Origin of the sequence: Polynucleobacter sp. CS-Odin-A6 (assembly GCF_018882095.1) — a bacterium.
Classification (GTDB): domain Bacteria; phylum Pseudomonadota; class Gammaproteobacteria; order Burkholderiales; family Burkholderiaceae; genus Polynucleobacter.
In genome coordinates, this window is record NZ_JACVPD010000003.1 from 97,047 (window position 1) to 118,517 (window position 21,471).

Genomic DNA, 21,471 nt, shown 5'->3' on the forward strand with positions numbered 1-21,471 from the left:
TGCGCAATGCAGATAAATCCTCAAAAACCTTGGCTAAAAAACTATCTCGAGGGTGTGCCTCACGAGATTCATTTAGGAGCGTATTCATCCATTGTGGAATTGCTAGAGGAATCTTTTGCTAAATATCCCACTCGTATCGCAATGGAGTCGATGGGGCATACCACTAACTATCGTCAGCTTGATATTCTCTCGCAAGACTTTGCTGCTTACCTGCAAACCTTAGGATTGGACGCCGGAGCGCGCATAGCTATTATGTTTCCCAACATCCCGCAATATCTCATTGCGATGTTAGGTACACTCCGTGCTGGATTTACTGTGGTGAATGTTAATCCGCTGTACACGGCACGTGAGTTGGAGCATCAGTTACGGGATAGCGGCGCATCCGTATTACTCATCTTAGAAAATTTTGCTCATATCTATCAAGGGATAGTTGATCAAGCATTAGTAAAAAAAGTCATCGTGAGTAGCTTAGGTGAAGTCATGGGTCCTAAGGGCGTCATCATCAATCTCATTGCTCGCCATGTCAAAAAACTTGTGCCGCAGTGGCGTTTTCCGTTTATCAAATTCAATCAGGCCCTCAAAATCGGTGCAGGACATGGCTTTACTCGGCCTAGTCTTGGTTTAGATGCCATTGCTTTCTTGCAATATACGGGGGGCACTACGGGCGTTTCTAAAGGGGCCGTTTTACTCCATCGCAATATATTAGCCAATATCATTCAAATTGAGTCCTGGCTAGAGCCCGCTCTACGAAACCGTGAACAGCAACTGGTTTTTTTATGTCCCTTGCCGATGACCCATATATTTGCCCTTACGGCATGTGCATTGTTAGGTATGCGGAAGGGCGCTAAATTAATCTTAATAGCCAATCCTCGTGACATCACTGGTTTCATTAAGTTATTGATGAAGCATCCTGAGGTTAATATCTTTCCGGGTGTGAATACGTTATTTCATGCGCTGATACATCGCCCTGAATTTAAAGCAGTGAAGTTACCTAATCTCTTAGTGACGATTGGCGGTGGTATGGCAGTACAAAAGAAGACGGCCGATCTCTGGAAAAAATTAACTGGTGTGCCGATTGCGCAAGGCTATGGCCTTTCAGAGACATCGCCAGTGGTTTGCGTGAATACTCCCTTTGTAGAGGATTTCACTGGCTCAATTGGCATGCCAGTGCCTAGCACGGATGTATTGATATTAGATGATGACGGTGTTGAAGTGCCGTTCGGCACGCCTGGAGAAATTTGTATTCAAGGTCCGCAAGTGATGGCAGGGTATTGGAATAGACCTGAAGAGACTGAGCAATTTATCACGCGCGAGGGATATTTTAAGTCTGGCGATATAGGCATTATGAGTGCTGACGGCTTTGTGCAGATTATTGATCGTAAGAAGGACATGATTGTCGTTGCTGGCTTTAAAGTATTTCCGAATGAAATAGAGGAGTTGATTTCATTGATGCCTGGAGTCAGAGAGTGTGCGGTGATTGGATTCCCTCATCGAAAACTGGGAGAGATTGTGAAGGCTTATATCGTTAAAGACCAAGCTGATTTAACGGCAGCCCAGGTCATTCAATATTGCAAAGAACAAATGACGAGCTATAAGCGCCCCAGGAAAGTCGTCTTCATCGATGAAATGCCAAAATCTAATGTTGGCAAAATTCTGCGTCGTCATCTACGCGAGTTATAAAAAACTAGAGCCCTCCGCCAAAGCGGTATTGCCAAGAAATCCCGTAAAGATCATAGTTATTGTTTGTTCGAGAGTAAGTGCCAGTACTTGCTGAAAGTCGAATTGAATTATGTTTATTCACGGGATAAGACAGCGTGCTACCAAAGCGCCAGTTTTCTTGACTGCCACTGATAGCGTTGCCATTGAGATAAGTCTGCCCACCCTTGGAGTACGTTGCATCTAGTGACATCCAGGCGGTATTTTGAAAATAGTAAATACCATGGGTTTGCGCTACGTAGACCGGGCTTTGGGAAAGGGAGTTACCGCCCATAAAGTCAGTATTGTTAGAATAAAAAATACCTTCTCCTGCCAACTCAAATCTCCAAGGTCCTAGCGCTTTTGATACACCAAGACCGGGTTGTATAAACCAACGATTTGCACCGACATTAATCAGCTGGTTGTCATCATATTTTCCCCAGGGTATAGATGCCGCTAGACTGACTCCTACGATTAAATCCTGCTGGTAGCTCTTAAATTCATCTAAGGTTAATGCAGGGGCACCATATAGATTCACCGCTGCCTTAATGACTGGGTCAGATAAGCCTTCTGTGCTGGAAATGACTGTCTGCCCGCTTATTTTTTTGGATCCACTAAATTGGGCATAAGGAAGCACGAGTGTGAGCTTACCGGATTGGCCGCCAGCGTCAAAAATGTGCGTCATACTCATCACTTCACTAGTGAGTCGATAATTACTTGTCTTTGCTTGAACTATACCGGCGCTAATGAAATTGATTCCAATCGGAGCATTAGAATAAGTACGCGCTTCAATTTCTTGCGCATATGAAAGGGTAGGCAACAAAAAACTCAAGCAAAGTGATAAGAACAAGAATGTTCTTAGAGCATGATGGATTGAGCCTAAGGGTTGCTTGAGATGAAACAGCACATTACTTGCCAGATTTAGGCTGCTTACCAAAGAGAATCTCTAATGTTGCCGTACTGCCGATGGTTAATTTAAAGCCCAACAGTAATAAATAAGGCCAAACGATGAGCCAGTACACAATGGACATTGCCACTACGTGCAGGGGATTGGACTGACCAAAATCAGTGAGGGAGGTAATAAATTCCTTACCTTTTATCAAGCCATGTATACCGGCTTCGAGATAGTTCAGTGAAACTACAACGAGTAGATAAAGCACAGATGCTAAAAACAGTGAATAGACAATGCCATGATTCTTATTGATCTTAATCGGAAAAATTGCTTCGCCGACGATCATAAATTTAGCGCAAAGGGCCGCTTTAATTAAGGCAAAGCCAAAGAGGGATAAGGGTATAGGTCTTACATCTAAGCTAGTGGAGGCTAAAAAGGTCAAAGCACAGAACCAAGTAGCAAAGTAAATACTCAACTGAAATGCCTTGATAAACTCTGCTTCAGCCTTGGCCTTAAAGCCGTGTGGATGCATCTTATTTCCAGATGAAGTGTTCAAGCATATCCTCGTTTAGGATGCTTCACAGTTATTACAGGCGCCTGCTGCTTCAACCGGGGCGGGCTCATGGGTGTAGCGGGCAATAAATGCGTGCTTACTCTTTAGTGGTAATTGAATCCAAACAAAGTGACCTGAGCCAGGGGCGACATCGATGGATTCGCCCTTGAGATTCCACATGGCATCTAACACCATGTCTTGGTTACCCTCAGGCTCAATAATTTCTAATTTATCTCCAATGGAAAAGCGATTCTTCACATCTACTTTCACTCGACCTGATACAGGATCACTTTCTAGAGTTTCGCCAACATAGAGACTTCTACCCGATAGGGAGTGGCCACGCATATAGAGTTGATATTCTTTGTCATGGTGACGCTCATAAAAGCCATCGGTGTAGCCCCGATTTGCAAGACCTTCTAAATTACCAATCAGAGACATATCCATCGGACGACCAGCCACTGCATCATCGATAGCAGTGCGATAGGCCTGGCAAGTGCGAGATACATAGTAGGGTGACTTGGTACGACCTTCAATTTTGAAAGAGTCCACACCCATCTTCGTTAATCTCTCTATATGCTCAACAGCACGGAGATCTTTAGAGTTCATGATGTAAGTGCCATGTTCATCTTCTTCCATGGGCATCAAATCATCAGGTCTTCTCGCTTCTTGTAGTAGTACCACGTCACCACTCGTATTTTGTTGACCCGGCTTGACCTTGTAATCCCATCTACAGGCATTAGTGCAGGCCCCTTGATTGGAATCTCGATGCGACATGTAGCCAGACAATAGGCAGCGACCCGAATAGGCGATACACAAGGCACCATGAACAAATACCTCTAGCTCCATTTCTGGACAGTCTTGACGGACTTCTTCAATCTCATCGAAAGAGAGCTCACGCGACAAAATGACGCGGCTGATACCAACCGAGCGCCAAAATTTGGCGGAGGCACCATTCACTGTATTGGCTTGTACTGATAAATGAATGGGCATGTCTGGCCAAGCTTCTCTGGCCATCATGATGAGACCGGGATCAGACATGATGATCGCATCCGGTTTTAATGCAATCACCGGATTCATATCCTTAATATAGGTGCGAGTCTTGCCTCCATGAGGAAGGAGATTGGAAACTAGGTAGAACTTTTTACCTAAGGAGTGGGCTGTATCTATACCCTCCTGGAGAGTCTCTAGTTTGCCAAAGTCGTTATTACGTACTCGCAGGGAGTAACGGGGTTGGCCGGCATAAATTGCGTCTGCTCCAAAGTCGAAGGCGGTGCGCAGCATGCTGAGGCTGCCGGCTGGGGCTAAGAGTTCTGGCATTTTTTTCATGAGCCTATTTTAATGCTTGCTAAACCGCTTTGAAGCTAACTAGACTCACCAAATCAGCCATTTTTATCGCCTTTTTGGCTAAATAGCTTGATATTGTGGCAAATTATTCATCTTTGATGGTGTTACTTAAAACCCCGATCGACTCAATTTCAATCTCGCAAATATCACCTGGTTTCATGAAAACGGGGGGTGTTCTTGCGTAACCAACCCCAGCAGGGGTTCCGGTGATGACCACATCCCCCGGCTCTAGTGTCATGCACTCCGTGATCAGCACAATAGTTTCAGCAACGCCCCATAAAAAATCTTTGGTGTTGGCATGTTGCATGACTTGACCATTTAGACGGGATTGAATGATTAAGCCATCACATCCCGGAGGCAACTCATCTGGCGTTACAAGACAAGGACCAAATGCGCCTGTTTGATCGAAGTTTTTACCAATGGTCCATTGGGTCGTTTTGCGTTGGTAATCACGAATGCTGCCATCGTTGAAGATGCTATAGCCGGCGACGCAATCCAAGGCATTGTCTAGCGTCAGGTGGCGCGCTTTTTTGCCAACTACAAAAGCGAGCTCTGCTTCGTAATCTAGTTTGTCTGAGACTCTTGGCCGCACAATTGGATTCAAATGCCCCGTCAAGGAACTTGGTACGCGCATAAAAAAGCTGGGGTATTCCGGTCTGGCATTACCACCTTCTTTTGCATGATCAGCATAATTCAGACCCATGCAGACAATTTTTCCGGGTTGTTCAATGGGTGGTTTAAAAGTGATGGTGCCTAGCTTGCCTTTGACTGCATTCGTACTCTGGACCGCTGCTGTCGCGCGATTCATCCAATCTGGAGACTGAATCAATTCCTGAAGGCTATTGGGTATCAGTGGATCTGTAGCACATAAATCAATAAAGTGATCTGGCTCACCCCTGGAGAGAGCCCCCACACCATGATGGCCATTCAAGTCCTTAAAGCTAAATAGTCTCATATCAAACTCCCCGATTCAATTGCTGTATTTATAGTAGTGCTCGCAGTATAGGTCAGTCTTCTTTGGCTTAGCCGATTGAATCCTAGACTTGATACACTGTGATAACTTTCCTGAAACTATTTATCAATAACATCAATATCATTCATCATTAGAAAGCATAACAATTCTATGGAGACGCCAATCAAGGACTTAAATGGTGGCCAGATCTTGGCAAATGCATTGGTTAGGCAGGGTGTCAATATTGCCTTTGGTGTTCCCGGTGAGAGCTTCCTCCCCTTATTAAATGGTTTAGTGGATCATCCTGATTTTCAATTTATTACCTGTCGTCAAGAAGGGGGCGCTGCTTATATGGCAGAGGCATATGCCAAATTGACAGGTCAGCCCGGTGTGGTCATGGTCACCCGTGGTCCTGGCGCCTCGAATGCCATGATTGGCATGCATACGGCTTATCAAGATTCGACCCCAATGGTTTTGTTAGTTGGTCAAGTTGGTACCGATATGGTTGAACGCGAGGCATTTCAAGAAATCGACTATCGCCGGATGTATTCTGAATGCGCAAAATGGGTTGGCAGTATTGACCGTGTCGATCGCATTGATGAATTCGTCTCTCATGCCTTTCATGTGGCGCAAGCAGGTCGTAAGGGTCCCGTGGTACTGGCATTACCTGAAGATGTCTTGTACATGTTCGGACAAGAAAATCCTGTCAAACCGGCCCACATCGTTCAACCCGGCTTAGATCTCAAGAATTTTGATCAGGCCATGAGGGCATTTGTCTCTGCTAAAAAACCGCTGATTATTGCCGGTGGCGGTAATTGGAATCGCGTTGCTTGTGAAGATCTAAGGCAGTGGGCTAATGCACAAGGCGTGCCAATTGCTACTAGCTTTCGCTCTCAGGACATCGTAGATAACCTGGACCCAGCATTTGCTGGAGATTTGGGCATCGGCGCTAACCCTGCCTTAGTCAAACGGATTGAAGAAGCAGATGTGTTGTTGGTAATTGGAGAGCGTCTGGGAGAAATGACGACTGCTGGTTATCGCATATTGACTGTTCCTCAAGCTAAAACGACATTAATACATGTGCTCTCTGGCCCAGAAGAGTTAGGCCGTGTTTACAGGCCTGACTTTGCCCTTAATTGCAGTCCAGAAAATTTCTGTGCCGCTTTAAAGACAGTGGAAATGGATTCACAGTATGAGCTCACTAATCTGAAAGCAGCGCATGATGCGTATTTGACATTCTCCAGCCCGGTTGCTGTATCAGGAACTTTGCAACTAGCAGAAATTATGCATTCATTGCCAAACGTTATTCCACGAGATGCCATTATGACGAATGGCGCTGGAAATTTTGCTGCTTGGGTGCATCGTTTTTATCCCTACGGAGCCTATAAAACCCAATTGGCTCCAGCTAACGGTTCAATGGGTTATGGACTACCAGCTGCGATTGCTGCCAAGATCGTGAGTCCTGAAAAAGTCGTTATCGCAGTTTGTGGAGACGGTGACTTCATGATGAACTGCCAAGAATTAGCAACCGCAGCACGCTACGATGCTTTCCCAATTGTGCTGGTGGTGAATAACAGCATGTTGGGGACTATTCGCATGCACCAGGAGAGAGAGTTCAAGACCAGGGTCATCGCAACGGGTTTAACCAATCCTGATTTTATTAAGTTCGCAGATAGCTTTGGTATGCCTGGCTTTAGAGTGACTAAAACAGAAGAATTTGCTCCCGCATTTGCTAAGGCACTGGCCAGTAAAAAAGGCGCCTTGATTGAATTAGTCTTAGACCAAGAGGTAATCTCACCTAGTAAGCGACTTTCTGAATTGGGTAGCTAAGCAAGATTAAAGAAAAAATCAAGCGCGAGAAAAATCAAACAATTAAAAAGAGGAGCCATGCTCCTCTTTTGCTAAACAAGATCAGATGGCTTAATCGACCTTTGCTCCCGAATCTTTTACAACCTTTGTCCATTTCGCAATTTCATTTTTAATGAAGGTTGAAAATTGCGCGGGCGTATTACCGACTGGCTGGGCTCCCATAGCTAAATACTTTTCTTTCACAGAAGGGCTATTAATTGCTGCCATTAATACTGCACTATCTTTATTCAGAATATCTGCCGGCATGTTTGCAGGACCAACGACTCCAAACCAAGAAGTTGCCTCATAGCTTGGTAGATTCGCTGCTTCAGCAATCGTTGGTAAATCTGGAAAAGCGGGTGAGCGCTTAGCGCTCGTTACTGCCAATGCTTTTAAGCGACCCGTCCGAATAAAGTTAATCGAGGAGGGGAGATTATCAAACATGATATCCACATTGCCTGCCACGAGATCAGTTACCGCTGGCGGACTTCCTTTATATGGCAAGTGAACCATATAGGTTTTGGTCATTGCCTTAAAGAGCTCTCCAGCCATATGGATTGAAGTACCGTTACCGCTCGAGGCCATATTTACTTTTCCTGGGTTCGCTCTCGCATAAGCAATCAAATCATTGACGCTATTAATTTTGTTTTTAACAGCAAATTCAGGATTTAGTACCAAGACATTGGGCAATTCAGCTACTAATGTAACCGGAGTGAAATCCTTAATCGGATCAAAAGGTAACTTTCCGCCACCTTGGGTATAGAGGGGTAAGTTAATGCCGTGTGTGCCTACGGATGCCATGAGCCAGGTATAACCATCCGGGGCTGATTTGGCGACAATCTCTGCACCAATATTCCCGCCAGCACCCGGCTTATTATCAATAACAACATTCCATTTAACCGTATTCAGGAGCTCATTTTGGAGCGGTCGAGCAATATTATCGGTTGCCCCGCCAGCAGGGAAGGGGACAATAAAACGGATTGGCTTATTAGGATAATCCGTTTGAGCATGAGATATTTTGGTGCTACCGATAAATAGGGCAGCAAAGGCCATAAAAAATACCGCTGTGCGAATGAGCGCCTTAAAAAGCTTACTTAGAAACATGACTATCTCCTGAAGAATAAGATCATTCTGATGATGATTTTTAATACAGAAATTAAAGCATAGCAGACCGATTGATCGCTTGCTTCTGAAAGCCTTAAGAAGGGGTGTTGAAGCAACAGAGATAGGCATTTTCCTGAATTAACCGAAGACTCTTGAGTCAATACAGCGTAATGAAGAGTATTCTGTAAGGTCTATGGTGAGCAATCTAAATAAACGGGATTTCCCCCTTCATCTTTCACCCTAAATTGAAGTGCTTATGAAAAGAGTGAAATGAGCAAGCTAACATCTAAACCCATCCTAAAAAAAGCCAGTCTGATTCTGGCTCAAGAATTTGCCACACCAAAAGATATTGCATGGGCCTGGGTGACTTTATTGTTTTCTCAAGAGGAGCAAAAGCGCGATAGTGAGGAAAAGCGCTACAGCCGTATTGCAGAATTTGAAGCCTGGATTTTAGAGTTGGGCTTGCCAACTGATCCTAAAAATCCGGAGGGTGGGGTAGTAAGTCCGGTGTCTGTAAAAAACTCAGCAAGAAATGTGTTTGAGTGGCCGCATGAATATATCTTTGCGGATCCAGTGAGCGCTAAGCATCCAGACGCTAAAGTGACCTACAGCGATACGATTACTAAACCGATTTTGGATGCAATCAAGGACGCCGGTGGATCAGAGGATCGCGCTGCATTAATGGCCATTCTTGAAGGATATGCAAAAGAAGGTAATGAGCCGTTTGCTAAGATCACGTCAGAAGGTATTGAGTGGAAGAGTGCTAGTTGGACGGAGGGCGATCAATACAATCTGCTCACTACCAAGACGCTGAATAATCGCCTAGCTAACCTTCGAAAAAAAGGATTGATTTAATTTTTAGTGTAATGAAGTCTGTCACCCTGACAAGTGCAATGACTAGCTAGAGAATCTGCTTGACTGGTTCAGTTTCGTGGGGACGAGAATTGCCAAGCGCCTGTTTAATGTAGAGCGCTTTCTTTTCAATCGATTCATCATCATCTGAGAATTTCTTAGAAATCTCAAGAAACTGATCTTGTATCTCTATAAATGCTGCGATCATGTCAGCATCAAAGTGGATGCCACTTCCCTTAGTCATAATCTCTACTGCCTCAGGGTGAGGAATGGGTTGCTTGTATACGCGGCGACAAATTAACGCATCATAAACGTCGGCTACGGCCATTAACCGGGCGGCAATCGGAATGTCTTCGCCTGCAAGTCCTTGCGGATAGCCACTACCATCCCATTTTTCTTGGTGCGAAAGAATGATCTATGGTTTTTTTGCTTGCTCAGGCAGCACTGCAAATCGAATGGTATTTCCGCCCTTATTTTTGCTGAGATACATTGCTTTATCTGCTCGATCTAAGATGCTTTCCTTGTCTGACATGACTCCATCGAACATCGCGATACCTAAACTAGAAAAACTTTGATATTCAATTGCCTTAATAGCTTTTTTGCCATCTCTAATACGCAGGGTGTAGGGTAGGGCCAAAGAGGTCAATATTTTGCTAGCAACGAGGTTGGCCTCTTTTTGCGCCTCTTTTAAATTGCCATCTAAGCTATCAAGCAGAACAACAAACTCATCTCCCCCATAGCGAGCAACGGTGTCGGATGCACGTATACAGGCCGTCAAACGACTAGCCACACCAATTAAAAGCGCATCTCCTGCTTCATGACCATAAGTGTCATTGATGGCTTTGAACCGGTCGATGTCTACAAAGATGGCAGCGCTATAGGATTTCCAGCGTTTATTATTTAGAATAATTTGGTTTAAACGATCATCTAAAAGACGGCGATTTGGTAGCCCAGTCAGCGCATCTATGAATGCTAGATTGTGGATTTGACTATATTCCGATACTTTTTTTTCTAGATGAATGCGATTTTTTTCTACGATTTCTTTAAGCTCTTCTAGAACAATATTTTTTTGTTCCGCGTCCTTACTGTTTTTCTTAAGTACTTCCTGCAAGTGTGTCACTATTTCTTTTGTTGCTTGAATAATGTTGTCACTATTTTTTTGAATGATTTTTAACGTTGCAAATGATTCGCTACTATTTTGCAAGGCGTTTTCAGCCTTTTCGGCACGCAAGCTCATTAACTCCAAGGGCGTACTACTTCTTTTTTCGGCTCTTCAGTTTTCGAAATCATAATTGCAGGCATTCTTTCTTTTACCTATGACCTGTTCATTATTTAAATAACTGTAATCATGGTCTGTTCGATTCCGCACACATTTCAAAAAAACTGTATTAATGAATTTATATGACTATCGATCTATTGATTTGGCATCCTCATCTGCATCGCTATTTAAGTGGAGGAATTGCTTCAAAATGAATGGACCTAGTATTGAGTGTGGCGATCTCATTTGCTTGTCGTATCGGGCAAAGCTTAAAGACTGGAGTTGGTTGAGGAGGAGAGCTCAAAGCTCATCGACCTATTTAGCCTTAACCACTAGGTCTTGGATGAATGAATGAGTTTTGGCTCACAATAAAGCTCTCCGCAATTAAGCAAAAATCAAAGCAAGGATTACTTATGAGATTGCTTTTTACGCTTAAAAAGGATCCAGGCTGTATTGATTCTCGTGATAACCATGATCGGCCAGAGAAATGTACAAACCATGACCCAAAAAATACGCCCCTCTAGAGGGGAATTTTGATCTGGGTTCTCTGCCTTGCGAGGCCCTTCGCTATACAAGTGCCGTTGCGAATAAGTCGCTAAACCAAAACATGCGCCAAAGAAGAGGAAAAAGTAGATATAAGTATATTCATTCATCATTTTTAGCTTGCATAAAATTGTTTGATCGAAATCTTACACGACCTTTCCCGCCAATAAAAAACCCTGTAGCTTTATAGGCTTACAGGGTTTTAATTTGGCTCCTCGACCTGGGCTCGAACCAGGGACCTACGGATTAACAGTCCGGTGCTCTACCAACTGAGCTATCGAGGAATAAGCCGATATTATAGCAAGATGAAATCATCCGTTCCAAGTTCCATTCAGATCCCTAAGGTACTGACTATTGCCGGCTCCGATAGCGGCGGTGGTGCAGGCATTCAGGCGGACCTCAAAGTCATTACAGCCCTTGGTGGATATGGGATGTCGGTGATTACCGCTATTACTGCCCAGAATACTTTGGGGGTTACTAGTATTCAAGACGTGGCTTTGGATGTTGTTGAGGCTCAAATTGATGCTGTATTTCTCGATATCGGGGTCGATATTGTCAAAATTGGGATGCTGGCCAGTCCAGAAATCGTACGAACAGTAGCATCAGCTTTAAAGCGCCTTGGTGCCAAAAGAATTGTCCTGGATCCAGTATTGAGAGCTACATCAGGCGCTAGTCTTGGTGGTGACGATACTGCCCAAGCTATGATTGCGGCGTTATTTCCGATGGCTACTCTCGTGACGCCGAATTTAGAAGAAACTGCTTTGCTCTTGGGTCGCGATATAACTAAGCCTGAAGACTTTAAGGCGGCAGCTCAAGAATTACTCGATATGGGCCCGCAAGCAATCTTGATTAAAGGTGGGCATCTTGACAGCACACATACCCAGCTGACTGATTTTTTAATGTGGCGCACGCTTGAGGATGGCCTCGAAGTCATCCAATCAAAAGAATTCAAACACTATCGCGTGAACACTCCCAATACTCATGGTACTGGTTGCTCTTTGTCCTCAGCTATTGCAAGCTATTTAGCTGATGGACATGATCTTCCTCATGCCGTTGCTAAAGCGATTTCCTATGTGGAGGCTGGATTAGAGGCAGGTCGATTCCTCAGTATTGGTGAAGGTCCTGGGCCCTTATGGCATATGCACGATTTTTACCCCACGATATTGCCAGAAGAAGAGGGTAAGTTTTAAGTATTAGTAGCTAACGGTTAGCAGTTTGTTAATAGTTAACAGTTAATAATTAGGTTTTCATCAATTCTTGAAGATGCTTGACTGCCGCCTTCGGGTCACTCGCTCCATTAATGGCTCTAACAACTGCCACAGACCCAACCCCACTTTGTGCTACCGCATGAATACTGCTCTCATCAATCCCGCCAATCGCTACTAAAGAGTAGTGATTCATCAGCTTGGCATATTGATAGAGGCGGCCCAAGCCCTGTGGTGCAGTCGGCATCTTTTTGAGATTGGTTGGGAAGACGGCCCCCATCGCAATATAACTAGGGCAAAAGCGATCTGCGCTCACCATCTCTGCATAGCCATGCGTACTTAAGCCTAGACGTAAACCCTTTGCTCGAATCGCATCTAGATCCGCCGACTCGATATCTTCTTGACCTAAGTGCACACCATAAGCCCCAGCCTCAATGGCCTCTTGCCAAAAATCATTAATGAAGAGCAGAGTCTTACTACCCTTGACGGCCTGAACTGATTCTTTAATCTGATTGCGAATGCGTTTATTGTCTTCAGACTTCAGTCGCAGTTGGACGGTTGGCACTTCGGCTTCAACCATTCTCTTCACCCAATCGGCATCTGGCATCACCGCATACAAGCCTAAACGCTGAGGACATTCTGCAAAGGCGTTGGGATTCATATTCCGAGTCCAGGGCAGGAGGTCAAAATGCTCGGGCCTCGCTGGCCACTTGAGGGGATTAAAACCACCATCCTGATTCACCATACGTGACCATGCTTTGCCTAATACTCTAGCGTCATTCTCTATAAATCCCATCGTGATCGCTGCAACAATACCGGCTAATTCGTAATGGTCTGCCGCATGCTCATTATCAATTTTAGGTGGGGGCGATGCCATGCTATATGCCGGAATCGGAATGCATAAATCATCCGCGCTGTGGGCAGCAACAATTTGATCGGCAAGATCGCGAACTAAGCTCATCAATAAACCTTCCTTAGTTCTGATGCCAGAAGGGCGTACCTACCAGCGGCGTGCTGGCTTGTGCTGATTGTTGGGCTTTCATGGCTCCGGAAAGGTAGGCGGTGCGACCCGCGTCTACTGCCGTTGCAAATGCTTTGGCCATGGCAACGGGATCATCGGCCAGAGCTACTGCGGTATTCAGTAAGACGCCATCAAAGCCCCATTCCATTACGCTACAGGCATGCGAAGGGAGTCCTAGGCCAGCATCTACTAAGAGGGGCACCTTTAAGCGGTCGCGCAGCAGTTTTAATGCATATGGATTTAATGGCCCTTGACCCGTTCCAATTGGTGCAGCCCAAGGCATGACCGCTTGGCATCCCACATCCACTAAACGCTGACACAAAATCAGATCTTCAGTGCAATAAGGCAATACTTTAAAACCGGCTTTGATCAAGGTTTCTGCGGTATCCACTAAACGTAAAGTATCGGGTTGTAAGGTGTAATCATCACCAATCAACTCTAATTTAATCCAGGAAGTTTCAAATACTTCTCGAGCCATCTGTGCAGTAGTGATGACTTCTTTGGGGCTATGACAGCCAGCAGTGTTGGGTAAAACGGGTACTGCCATTTTCTTGAGCAGATCCCAAAAGCCAGAATGGGCTTCGGCGGTAGAGGTACCTTGCCTACGTAAGCTCACCGTAATCATGCCAGGGTTGGATTGCTTCACGGCATTTTCTAACACCTGTGGAGAAGGATAACGAGAGGTGCCAAGTAATAAACGGCTAGCGAATGTTTCCCCATACAGTACCAAGGGGTCTGCTGTATTTAAAGGGTTTGGTAATGGCGCAGTCATGTTATTAAATTACGATTTAGATAATGAGTTAGCCGCCAGTAACCGGGGCAATCACTTCCATCTCATCGCCTTCTTGCAAAATGGCTTCAGCATGTTTGCTCTTTGGAACAAATTCATAATTAATCGCAACCGCATAAGGTGGCGTAGCTTCGATGAGCAGGAGCACATCATCAATGCTGCTATTTTCAGGAACTTCTCTCTCCAGTTGATTGACAATTAAGCGCATACGCTTGCCTCCAAAGGAATGCTCACAGCAGAAGCGACCTTTAAGCCTAAGTTCATCGCAGTAGTGCTAGCGCCATCACTCAATATCTCTAAGGCACAATCTAAGATTGCGGGAGAAATCATGAAACCATGTCTATACAGGCCATTAATCATCATGAGGCTAGCCTCATTCGAGGCGTGATCAAAGCAAATCTCTGGAAGATTGTCTTTTAAGGTGGGTCGGCACTGTGTTGCCATTTCTAAAATACGCGCCTCAGCAAAGCCGCTATGCACGGTATAAGTAGCGCTAAGCAACTCCATAGCAGAGCGCACGCTCATCGGAGACATATCCTCAGACTCAATCTCGGTTGCACCCACGACATAAACATCATCCTCTTTTGGGGCAATATAGATCGGATAGCGGGGATGGATTAAGCGAGTGGGGCGATGTAACTTTACTTCAGGCGCATATAGGCGTATCACTTCACCCCGAATACCCCGCAAATCTTTATTCGAATTTTCTGCTGAGTTCCAGGATGCTTTTGCGCCTAAGCCACGACAATCGATGACCCATTCAAACTGCTGATTCTTGCGCAGCGTTTCTGGTTCGATTGCTTGACTCCAATGACAAGGCACTTTCATTAAAGTCAACTCAACAAGCAAAGCTTCAAGAAGTTGGCGATTATCTAGCTGGCCTTCGTTAGGGAGATACAGTCCCTGAGTAAAGCGCTCAGCGACACTAGGCTCAATTTTTGCGAGAGACTGACTATCTAAGTGCAGCGGTTTAGAGAGATTTAGGTTGCGACTGCAATTACTCTCGAGGTGAGAAGCAAATCGCTCTGCTTCGCTGGCGTCTTGCCGGTGCCACAAAATTAAGGTGCCTTCTTGCTGAAAGAAGACTGGCTTAGCCAGTTCGCTGATCAGTTGTTTCCATCTGGGCAAGCTGTGGATACCCATCCGCACCACGTTATCTTCAGTGATAGCTGATTCAGCAAGGGGTGCCAACATTGCTGCAGCAATGCGAGCAGCAGATTTAAAAGCATCTGATCCGCCTTTCTCAAACAGTTCCACTTGCGCGCCGCGCTTGGCAAGCGCGACCGCTAGCAACCGGCCAATGAGGCCGGCGCCAACGATGGCAAATTTCTTGTTTGCGAAAGAACTACTCATGACGATTACTGATAAATCTCACTGCCACGCTTACGGAACTCTGCAGACATTTCTTCCATTCCTTTTTCAGGATCGGTTGCCACTTCTGCAGTAATCGGAATGACTTTTCCTGCCTTTGGATTGCCATCCGCATCTAATGTCGCAGCATAATCACGTACCTCTTGAGTAATCTTCATAGAGCAGAACTTCGGCCCACACATCGAGCAGAAATGCGCGATCTTTGCACCTTCAGCCGGCAAGGTAGCATCGTGATACTCGCGGGCACGCTCTGGATCGAGACCCAGATTAAATTGATCTTCCCAGCGGAACTCGAAACGTGCTTTGGATAACGCGTTATCGCGCACTTGAGCACCTGGTAAGCCTTTAGCTAAATCTGCGCCATGCGCTGCAATCTTGTAGGTAATGATTCCGGTACGAACATCCTCTTTATCAGGCAAACCTAAATGCTCTTTGGGAGTAACGTAACAAAGCATAGCCGTGCCATACCAACCAATTTGCGCGGCACCAATGCCGCTGGTGATGTGATCGTAACCAGGCGCAATATCCGTAATCAATGGTCCGAGGGTATAGAAGGGGGCTTCTAGGCAATGTTTGAGTTCTTCAGTCATGTTTTCTTCAATGCGTTGCATTGGAACGTGACCAGGACCTTCGATCATGACCTGCACATCATGCTTCCATGCTTTGGCAGTGAGTTCACCAAGGGTATGTAGTTCGCCAAATTGCGCGGCATCATTTGAGTCGGCAATACAGCCTGGACGCAAACCATCACCTAGACTGAATGACACGTCATAGGCTTTCATGATTTCGCAAATCTCATCAAACTTGGTATAGAGGAAGTTTTCCTTATGGTGGGCTAAACACCACTTGGCCATAATGGAACCACCCCGAGACACGATGCCAGTAATGCGATCGGCTGTTAATGGAACGTAACGCAGCAATACACCAGCGTGAATCGTAAAGTAATCCACCCCTTGCTCAGCCTGCTCTACTAGAGTGTCACGGAACATTTCCCAAGTGAGGTCTTCGGCAACACCGCCTGTTTTATCGAGTGCTTGGTAAATGGGAACAGTACCAATCGGTACGGGTGAGTTACGAATAATCCACTCACGTGTCTCATGAATATGTTTACCGGTAGATAGATCCATAATGGTGTCAGCACCCCAGCGAATCGACCACACCATTTTTTCTACTTCTTCATTAATGGATGAAGTCACTGCAGAATTACCTAGGTTGCCATTAATCTTCACGCGGAAGTTACGACCAATAATCATCGGCTCTAACTCAGGGTGATTAATGTTGGCAGGGATGATCGCGCGACCGGCGGCGATTTCAGAGCGAACAAATTCACCAGTAACGAGATCGGGTAAGTTAGCGCCATAATTCTTGCCTGGATGTTGCTTGAGTAATTGCTTGTACTCTGGGTTCTTGCGCAATTGATCAATACCCATGGATTCGCGTAAGGCAACATATTCCATTTCAGGGGTGATGATTCCTTGGCGGGCGTAATGCATCTGACTGACGTTATTACCTGCTCTAGCAACCCGTGGTGCATTGATGTGTGCAAAGCGTAAGTTTTGCGTTGCCTCATCTTTTGAGCGTGCAACACCATATTCAGAGCTCGGTCCGGCTAACTGCTCGGTATCCCCGCGCTCTTCAATCCAGTTTTTACGCAATAAAGGCAAACCTTTTTCAAGGTTAATCAGAATGTCAGGATCACTGTAGGGGCCCGAGGTGTCGTAAACCGGAATAGGTGGGTTTGCCACCATTGCTTCACCAACTCGAGTCGAGAGTTGCTCAATCATCCGAATCGGTACCTTAATGTCGGGACGCGAGCCTTCTAGATAGGTTTTCGTAGAAGAGGGGTAAGCGAACTTTTGACCAAAGTCGCGCTCCAAGCTCTTTAAAGTGGGAATTTCATGTTTATTTTTGTTCTGGGTATCACTCATGTCCATCTCCTGACTTAATTTAGATGGACGAAACCGGGTGACGGTCTGATTGAAAACTCCCCACGCCAGCATTACCTGGATCGGGTTGAAGGGTCTTTCTCAGCACCTCTGAGTCAAATTCACTAGAGGGCACCCCTGTTTCATCCTTAATCTCATTTAACCACGAAATGGCTCAGAACTTTGTGCACTCAAGCAAGTTTTTAGGGTTTAAGCTAGATTTAACCCAACCTAGCATGACGCAAAATGAAGTCCGCCGTCACAAAAGCCGCATCGCTGGTGAATTCATCGGCCAAAATACGAGCCGCTGCCTCTGAATGCGGGATTTCAATAAAACCGCTCACTTCTCCGTCGTGATTGGTAGGAATAAAGTTTTCAGCGAGCTCTAAATCATAGATATAGAGCTGTTCATCATGAAAACCCCGCCCAGGAATAGGACGGCGCATATGAATTCGGCCTACGGGATCAATTTGATCAGAAATCTGAGATGGAACGCCGGCCTCTTCCCAGAGCTCCCTTTTGGCATTCGCCCAAGGTGTCTCATCTGCCCCAATACCGCCGGCAGCAAGGTTATCAAGACGGCCTGGGTCAATCGCCTTGGTTTCGCTACGCCGGCCAAGCCATAGATTGCCCGCCTTGGTGTAGCCATTAATGTGGCTTGCCATGCTCCTAAAGCCAAAAGTTCTGAATGCAGCCCGCTCCAAGCGAAAGTATTCATGGCCATTTTGGTCAATCCAGGCGAAATCTTCATGCCGCCAGCCAAAAACGAAGCCGCCCTGATGCATGCGATCAGCCAATATTGCTAGGCTCACTGACAAATTGAAGGGGTTAGCATGGCGGATGGTCAGATGATCATGTCCCATCTCTATATAGGTGATGGGATTGTTGATCAACGATGCTTGCAAATAGGGTGCGTAATCCGGATTGAGGTGACCAATGATCTGCCCAGGCTGGGCACCACCCAGAAAATGGATTGGCAAGTAGTCTTGCGGCGCAGATCTCGTTGCGTTTTGGAGCATCTCTTCGAGAGCGGCGATGGTGCTGGTGGTGAGTTTGTACATTCCATCAGTGTAAGAGAAGTTAGGTAATTACAAAAACTAAGTAAAAAATTCACAATCGATTTTGAATTGTCAACCTATCTTTACTGAATTTTTTGTCAGAGACGGATGCTCATAATTTAAGCAAGCTAGGTCACACTATACAAATCTAAGACTTACGAAAACTTTTGCTGATTTATCCACAAAGGCTGTGGATAAGTTTTGATTATCAAGTGGTCCCGCCGACAGGAATCGAACCTGTATCCCACGCTTAGGAGGCATGTGCACTATCCATTGTGCTACGGCGAGAAGAGCCAGAAAACATACTTCAAAAAATAATTACTTAAAAAACTAGATCAATTACAAAAAATAATGTAGTGCGACAAACCATTATCTACGCAAGTCCAATTCACCAACCGCACATTGCCCATACTTGATTAGTGATTGCAATCATGGTCTCGGGCGCTAAGTATGCGATAAAAATACTTCCTAATACTAGGGTCACTATTAAATAAATCAACGCTTTTAATAATGAATGGTTTGCTGTCGTACTAAACATTTTAGGCAGTTACAGTGCGATGAATTGCCCGCTCTTTAACGGGAAGATTAACTAAGAATGCAAAGACACCTAAGGCGATAGCGATTTCCCAAACAATCAGATAAGAGCCCGTGCGGTCAAATAAATAACCGCCAAAATAAGCGCCACAGAAGCTACCCAGTTGGTGTGAAAAAAACACTAAACCAGAAAGCATTGAAAGATATTTAACTCCAAAGATTTGCGCCACGATTGCATTCGTTAGTGGGATGGTAGAGAGCCACAAGAAACCCATGATAGCGGCAAAGATGTAGGTGGTTGTTGGGCTCAGAGGCAGCCAGATGAAGCCTGCGATGGCAATGGATCTCAAGATATAGATGCCAGATAGCAAGTAACGCTTCGGAAAGCGTTGACCTAGAATGCCAGCACTATAGGTGCCGAAGATATTAAATAGTCCAATCAGAGCAAGTGCCGTAGTGGCAACTACTGGTGCACCGACTGCGGGATAAATTTGCGATAAATCTTTCAGATACGGCGCTAAATGGACAGCAATAAAGACCACCTGAAAGCCACATACAAAATAACCTAAAGTCAAAAATCTAAAGCTCGGATTGCTCATTGCTTCTTTCAAAGCCTGCTTGATTGTTTGATCACTGCCTTGATGTGTGTTCGTGACATTTGGTTCGCGCAACATAAACGCAATCGGAATCATGAGACTGGCCATGAGTGCGAGTATTAAGAGTGCATCATTAGCACCGATGCTGCTAAGCAAACCTTGCTCCACTGGAATCATCAGAAATTGTCCAAATGATCCAGCGGCTGCAGTAATACCCATTGCCCACACGCGTTTGTCTGCAGAAACATTGCGACCTAAAATTCCATAGACCACACTGTAGGTAGTTGCTGTTTGTGCAAGACCAATAAATAAGCCGCCAGCTAATAAGAAATTAAAGCTATCCGTGGAGAGCGCCATGCCAGTTAAACCGAGCGCATAGAGAGCCCCACCAATCACCATTATTTTGAGTGCACCATAACGATCAGCCAATGCGCCGGTGATTGGTTGCACTGCACCCCAAACTAAATTCTGTAATGCAATAGTTAAGGCAAAGGTTTCTCGTCCCCAACCGTTGGCCATCGTAATAGGGAGATTAAAGAGCCCAAAGCCATGACGAATACCCATGGAAAATGTCACCATCAGGCCGCCGAATATTAGTAATTGCCGCAGCGATAACTTGGGACTGAAATTACTCAAAGACATGAGAGTTAGATCACGCCTTTTGCTTGAAGTGCAACTATGGCTTCAGGATCGAGCTTTAAACGCTCTAGCAAAATCTCCTGCGTATGTTGGCCTAGGGTTGGTGGAGCCATACGAACCTCTACGGGCGTTTCTGAGAGTCGCATCGGGCTTCCCACCAGTTTCATGGAGCCCGCCGTTGGGTGAGATACTTCAATTTGCACACCTCGCGCTTTGACTTGCTCGTTATTGAAGACTTCCTCAAAGTTATTGATAGGGCCGCAGGGAACCTTTGCGGCCTCTAAGAGCGCAATCCATTCCAATTTGGTTTTGTGGCGGGTCATCTCTTCTAGCAATGGAATCAGTAACTTGCGATTTTCAACCCTTAAAGGATTGGTGACGTAGAGGGGGTTGTCAGCCAGATGGGCTTCCCCGCCAGCAGTCACAAATTGCTTAAATTGACCATCGTTACCAACCGCAACGATGATCCAGCCATCAGAGCTGGGGAAAGTTTGATACGGAACAATGATTGGGGAGGCATTACCGTACCGACTAGGAACCTGATCAGAGCATAAATAGGCGCTAGAGATATTGGCCATAACGGCAATTTGCGTATCTAGGAGGGCCATATCAATATATTGGCCTTGACCGGTTTGATCTCGATGAGCCACTGCAGCCAAGATGGCGGTGCTGGCGTACATGCCAGTAAAGATATCGGCAATTGCTACCCCTGCCTTTTGTGGGCTAGCCCCAGGAAAGTCCTCAGCTTCACCAGTCACACTCATGAAACCACCCATTCCTTGAATGATGAAGTCATAACCAGGACGGTTGGCATAGGGGCCATTTTGTCCAAACCCCGTGATGGAGCAATAAATCAGGTCGGATTTAAGCTTTTTGAGGCTTTCATAATCTAGGCCATATTTAGCCAAGTCGCCTACTTTGTAGTTCTCAATGACGATATCGGACTCTTGAGCCAGCTGACGGATGATGTCTTGGCCTTCAGGCTTGCTGATATCGACGGTAATGGAGCGTTTATTGCGATTAATACAGACGAAGTAGGCTGATTCTGCCGTGTCCTTGCCTTGGGCATCCTTCACAAAAGGAGGGCCCCAATGCCGGGTGTCATCCCCAGCGACAGGTCGTTCCACCTTAATGACGTCTGCACCCAAATCAGCCAGATTTTGAGCACACCACGGCCCAGCAAGTACCCGGCTAAGGTCTAAAACGCGAAGATGACTTAAAGCTCCCATGCCCCGATTTTGGCATGAATATAGGGGTAATTCAGGAAAAATCCGGTTTTGTTTCAGACATG

Annotated in this window: 19 protein-coding genes, 2 tRNA genes and 1 riboswitch; of the genes, 4 read left to right on the top strand and 17 right to left on the bottom strand. The window is 45.6% G+C overall.

The genetic code is table 11. The features are described from left to right. Positions 1-6: 6 nt before the first annotated feature. Positions 7-1,680, top strand: coding sequence for an AMP-binding protein (locus ICN15_RS08025; protein WP_216202191.1), 1,674 nt, complete (start codon positions 7-9; stop codon positions 1,678-1,680). A 4-nt stretch (positions 1,681-1,684) separates the two neighbouring features. On the opposite strand, the gene ICN15_RS08030 is transcribed toward ICN15_RS08025, so the two are convergent. From ICN15_RS08030 to ICN15_RS08045, 4 genes are all read right to left on the bottom strand, one after another. Next, entirely contained in the window at positions 1,685-2,515 is an 831-nt protein-coding gene (locus tag ICN15_RS08030; protein ID WP_216202192.1) for a transporter, read from the bottom strand. An 88-nt stretch (positions 2,516-2,603) separates the two neighbouring features. After that, the gene (locus tag ICN15_RS08035; RefSeq protein WP_216202193.1) at positions 2,604-3,143 is read right to left on the bottom strand and encodes a hypothetical protein; all 540 of its coding nucleotides are present in this window, start codon (positions 3,141-3,143) and stop codon (positions 2,604-2,606) included. A 12-nt stretch (positions 3,144-3,155) separates the two neighbouring features. Further along, entirely contained in the window at positions 3,156-4,466 is a 1,311-nt protein-coding gene (locus tag ICN15_RS08040; protein WP_216202194.1) for a U32 family peptidase, read from the bottom strand. 103 nt (positions 4,467-4,569) lie between these two features. Continuing rightward, on the bottom strand, positions 4,570-5,439 hold the full coding sequence (locus ICN15_RS08045; RefSeq protein ID WP_216202195.1) for a fumarylacetoacetate hydrolase family protein: 870 nt from the start codon (positions 5,437-5,439) through the stop codon (positions 4,570-4,572). A gap of 168 nt (positions 5,440-5,607) precedes the next feature. Between ICN15_RS08045 and ICN15_RS08050 the strand changes: the two genes are divergently transcribed. Further along, positions 5,608-7,266: a thiamine pyrophosphate-binding protein gene (locus ICN15_RS08050; RefSeq protein WP_216202196.1), complete on the top strand. Its 1,659-nt coding sequence runs from the start codon at positions 5,608-5,610 to the stop codon at positions 7,264-7,266. 90 nt (positions 7,267-7,356) lie between these two features. Here the strand turns inward: ICN15_RS08050 and ICN15_RS08055 are convergent, their stop codons facing one another. Then, positions 7,357-8,388, bottom strand: a complete 1,032-nt coding sequence (locus ICN15_RS08055; protein ID WP_370625433.1) for a Bug family tripartite tricarboxylate transporter substrate binding protein — start codon at positions 8,386-8,388, stop codon at positions 7,357-7,359. Positions 8,389-8,658: 270 nt separating this feature from the next. Here ICN15_RS08055 and ICN15_RS08060 point away from each other — a divergent pair, with 270 nt between their 5' ends. Continuing rightward, on the top strand, positions 8,659-9,243 hold the full coding sequence (locus tag ICN15_RS08060; protein ID WP_216202197.1) for a hypothetical protein: 585 nt from the start codon (positions 8,659-8,661) through the stop codon (positions 9,241-9,243). 46 nt (positions 9,244-9,289) lie between these two features. On the opposite strand, the gene ICN15_RS08065 is transcribed toward ICN15_RS08060, so the two are convergent. From ICN15_RS08065 to ICN15_RS08075, 3 genes are all read right to left on the bottom strand, one after another. Continuing rightward, positions 9,290-9,655 carry an HD domain-containing phosphohydrolase gene (locus ICN15_RS08065; RefSeq protein WP_216202384.1) on the bottom strand — a complete coding sequence of 122 codons (366 nt, stop codon included), beginning with the start codon at positions 9,653-9,655 and terminating at the stop codon, positions 9,290-9,292. Continuing rightward, positions 9,656-10,477: a GGDEF domain-containing protein gene (locus ICN15_RS08070; protein ID WP_216202198.1), complete on the bottom strand. Its 822-nt coding sequence runs from the start codon at positions 10,475-10,477 to the stop codon at positions 9,656-9,658. It abuts the gene before it with no gap. Between the two features lie 772 nt (positions 10,478-11,249). Next, positions 11,250-11,325 (bottom strand) — tRNA-Asn (locus ICN15_RS08075). 21 nt (positions 11,326-11,346) lie between these two features. On the opposite strand from ICN15_RS08075, the gene thiD reads away from it, so the two are divergent. After that, positions 11,347-12,231 carry a bifunctional hydroxymethylpyrimidine kinase/phosphomethylpyrimidine kinase gene (thiD, locus tag ICN15_RS08080; protein ID WP_216202199.1) on the top strand — a complete coding sequence of 295 codons (885 nt, stop codon included), beginning with the start codon at positions 11,347-11,349 and terminating at the stop codon, positions 12,229-12,231. A 49-nt stretch (positions 12,232-12,280) separates the two neighbouring features. Here the strand turns inward: thiD and ICN15_RS08085 are convergent, their stop codons facing one another. The 9 genes from ICN15_RS08085 to ICN15_RS08125 all read right to left on the bottom strand — a co-directional run bounded on the left by ICN15_RS08085 (position 12,281) and on the right by ICN15_RS08125 (position 21,409). Beyond that, positions 12,281-13,207, bottom strand: coding sequence for a thiamine phosphate synthase (locus ICN15_RS08085; RefSeq protein WP_216202200.1), 927 nt, complete (start codon positions 13,205-13,207; stop codon positions 12,281-12,283). A gap of 13 nt (positions 13,208-13,220) precedes the next feature. Next, positions 13,221-14,039: a thiazole synthase gene (locus tag ICN15_RS08090; protein ID WP_216202201.1), complete on the bottom strand. Its 819-nt coding sequence runs from the start codon at positions 14,037-14,039 to the stop codon at positions 13,221-13,223. Between the two features lie 28 nt (positions 14,040-14,067). Next, positions 14,068-14,265: a sulfur carrier protein ThiS gene (gene thiS / locus ICN15_RS08095; protein ID WP_216202202.1), complete on the bottom strand. Its 198-nt coding sequence runs from the start codon at positions 14,263-14,265 to the stop codon at positions 14,068-14,070. Beyond that, the gene (locus tag ICN15_RS08100; protein WP_216202203.1) at positions 14,256-15,410 is read right to left on the bottom strand and encodes an FAD-dependent oxidoreductase; all 1,155 of its coding nucleotides are present in this window, start codon (positions 15,408-15,410) and stop codon (positions 14,256-14,258) included. Before ICN15_RS08100 ends, thiS begins: the two co-directional genes overlap by 10 nt. Before the next feature lie 5 nt (positions 15,411-15,415). Further along, the gene (thiC, locus tag ICN15_RS08105; RefSeq protein WP_255532932.1) at positions 15,416-17,356 is read right to left on the bottom strand and encodes a phosphomethylpyrimidine synthase ThiC; all 1,941 of its coding nucleotides are present in this window, start codon (positions 17,354-17,356) and stop codon (positions 15,416-15,418) included. A gap of 40 nt (positions 17,357-17,396) precedes the next feature. Further along, positions 17,397-17,503: riboswitch (TPP riboswitch) on the bottom strand. Positions 17,504-17,574: 71 nt separating this feature from the next. Next, a complete protein-coding gene (locus tag ICN15_RS08110) occupies positions 17,575-18,414 on the bottom strand; it encodes an NUDIX domain-containing protein (protein WP_216202204.1) in 840 nt (279 codons plus the stop codon). Positions 18,415-18,624: 210 nt separating this feature from the next. Continuing rightward, positions 18,625-18,699: transfer RNA gene (locus ICN15_RS08115), tRNA-Arg, on the bottom strand. A 251-nt stretch (positions 18,700-18,950) separates the two neighbouring features. Then, on the bottom strand, positions 18,951-20,183 hold the full coding sequence (locus tag ICN15_RS08120) for an MFS transporter (protein WP_216202205.1): 1,233 nt from the start codon (positions 20,181-20,183) through the stop codon (positions 18,951-18,953). Positions 20,184-20,188: 5 nt separating this feature from the next. Continuing rightward, entirely contained in the window at positions 20,189-21,409 is a 1,221-nt protein-coding gene (locus ICN15_RS08125; RefSeq protein WP_216202206.1) for a CaiB/BaiF CoA-transferase family protein, read from the bottom strand. Positions 21,410-21,471: the final 62 nt, after the last annotated feature.

Coding starts and splice junctions, on each gene's coding strand:
- ICN15_RS08025 (WP_216202191.1), top strand. CDS start 7: ATGCAGATAAATCCTCAAAAACCTTGGCTAAAAAACTATCTCGAGGGT.
- ICN15_RS08040 (WP_216202194.1), bottom strand. CDS start 4,466: ATGAAAAAAATGCCAGAACTCTTAGCCCCAGCCGGCAGCCTCAGCATG.
- ICN15_RS08045 (WP_216202195.1), bottom strand. CDS start 5,439: ATGAGACTATTTAGCTTTAAGGACTTGAATGGCCATCATGGTGTGGGG.
- ICN15_RS08050 (WP_216202196.1), top strand. CDS start 5,608: ATGGAGACGCCAATCAAGGACTTAAATGGTGGCCAGATCTTGGCAAAT.
- ICN15_RS08055 (WP_370625433.1), bottom strand. CDS start 8,388: ATGTTTCTAAGTAAGCTTTTTAAGGCGCTCATTCGCACAGCGGTATTT.
- ICN15_RS08060 (WP_216202197.1), top strand. CDS start 8,659: ATGAGCAAGCTAACATCTAAACCCATCCTAAAAAAAGCCAGTCTGATT.
- ICN15_RS08070 (WP_216202198.1), bottom strand. CDS start 10,477: ATGAGCTTGCGTGCCGAAAAGGCTGAAAACGCCTTGCAAAATAGTAGC.
- thiD (WP_216202199.1), top strand. CDS start 11,347: ATGAAATCATCCGTTCCAAGTTCCATTCAGATCCCTAAGGTACTGACT.
- ICN15_RS08085 (WP_216202200.1), bottom strand. CDS start 13,207: ATGAGCTTAGTTCGCGATCTTGCCGATCAAATTGTTGCTGCCCACAGC.
- ICN15_RS08090 (WP_216202201.1), bottom strand. CDS start 14,039: ATGACTGCGCCATTACCAAACCCTTTAAATACAGCAGACCCCTTGGTA.
- thiS (WP_216202202.1), bottom strand. CDS start 14,265: ATGCGCTTAATTGTCAATCAACTGGAGAGAGAAGTTCCTGAAAATAGC.
- ICN15_RS08100 (WP_216202203.1), bottom strand. CDS start 15,410: ATGAGTAGTTCTTTCGCAAACAAGAAATTTGCCATCGTTGGCGCCGGC.
- thiC (WP_255532932.1), bottom strand. CDS start 17,356: ATGAGTGATACCCAGAACAAAAATAAACATGAAATTCCCACTTTAAAG.
- ICN15_RS08110 (WP_216202204.1), bottom strand. CDS start 18,414: ATGTACAAACTCACCACCAGCACCATCGCCGCTCTCGAAGAGATGCTC.
- ICN15_RS08120 (WP_216202205.1), bottom strand. CDS start 20,183: ATGTCTTTGAGTAATTTCAGTCCCAAGTTATCGCTGCGGCAATTACTA.
- ICN15_RS08125 (WP_216202206.1), bottom strand. CDS start 21,409: ATGGGAGCTTTAAGTCATCTTCGCGTTTTAGACCTTAGCCGGGTACTT.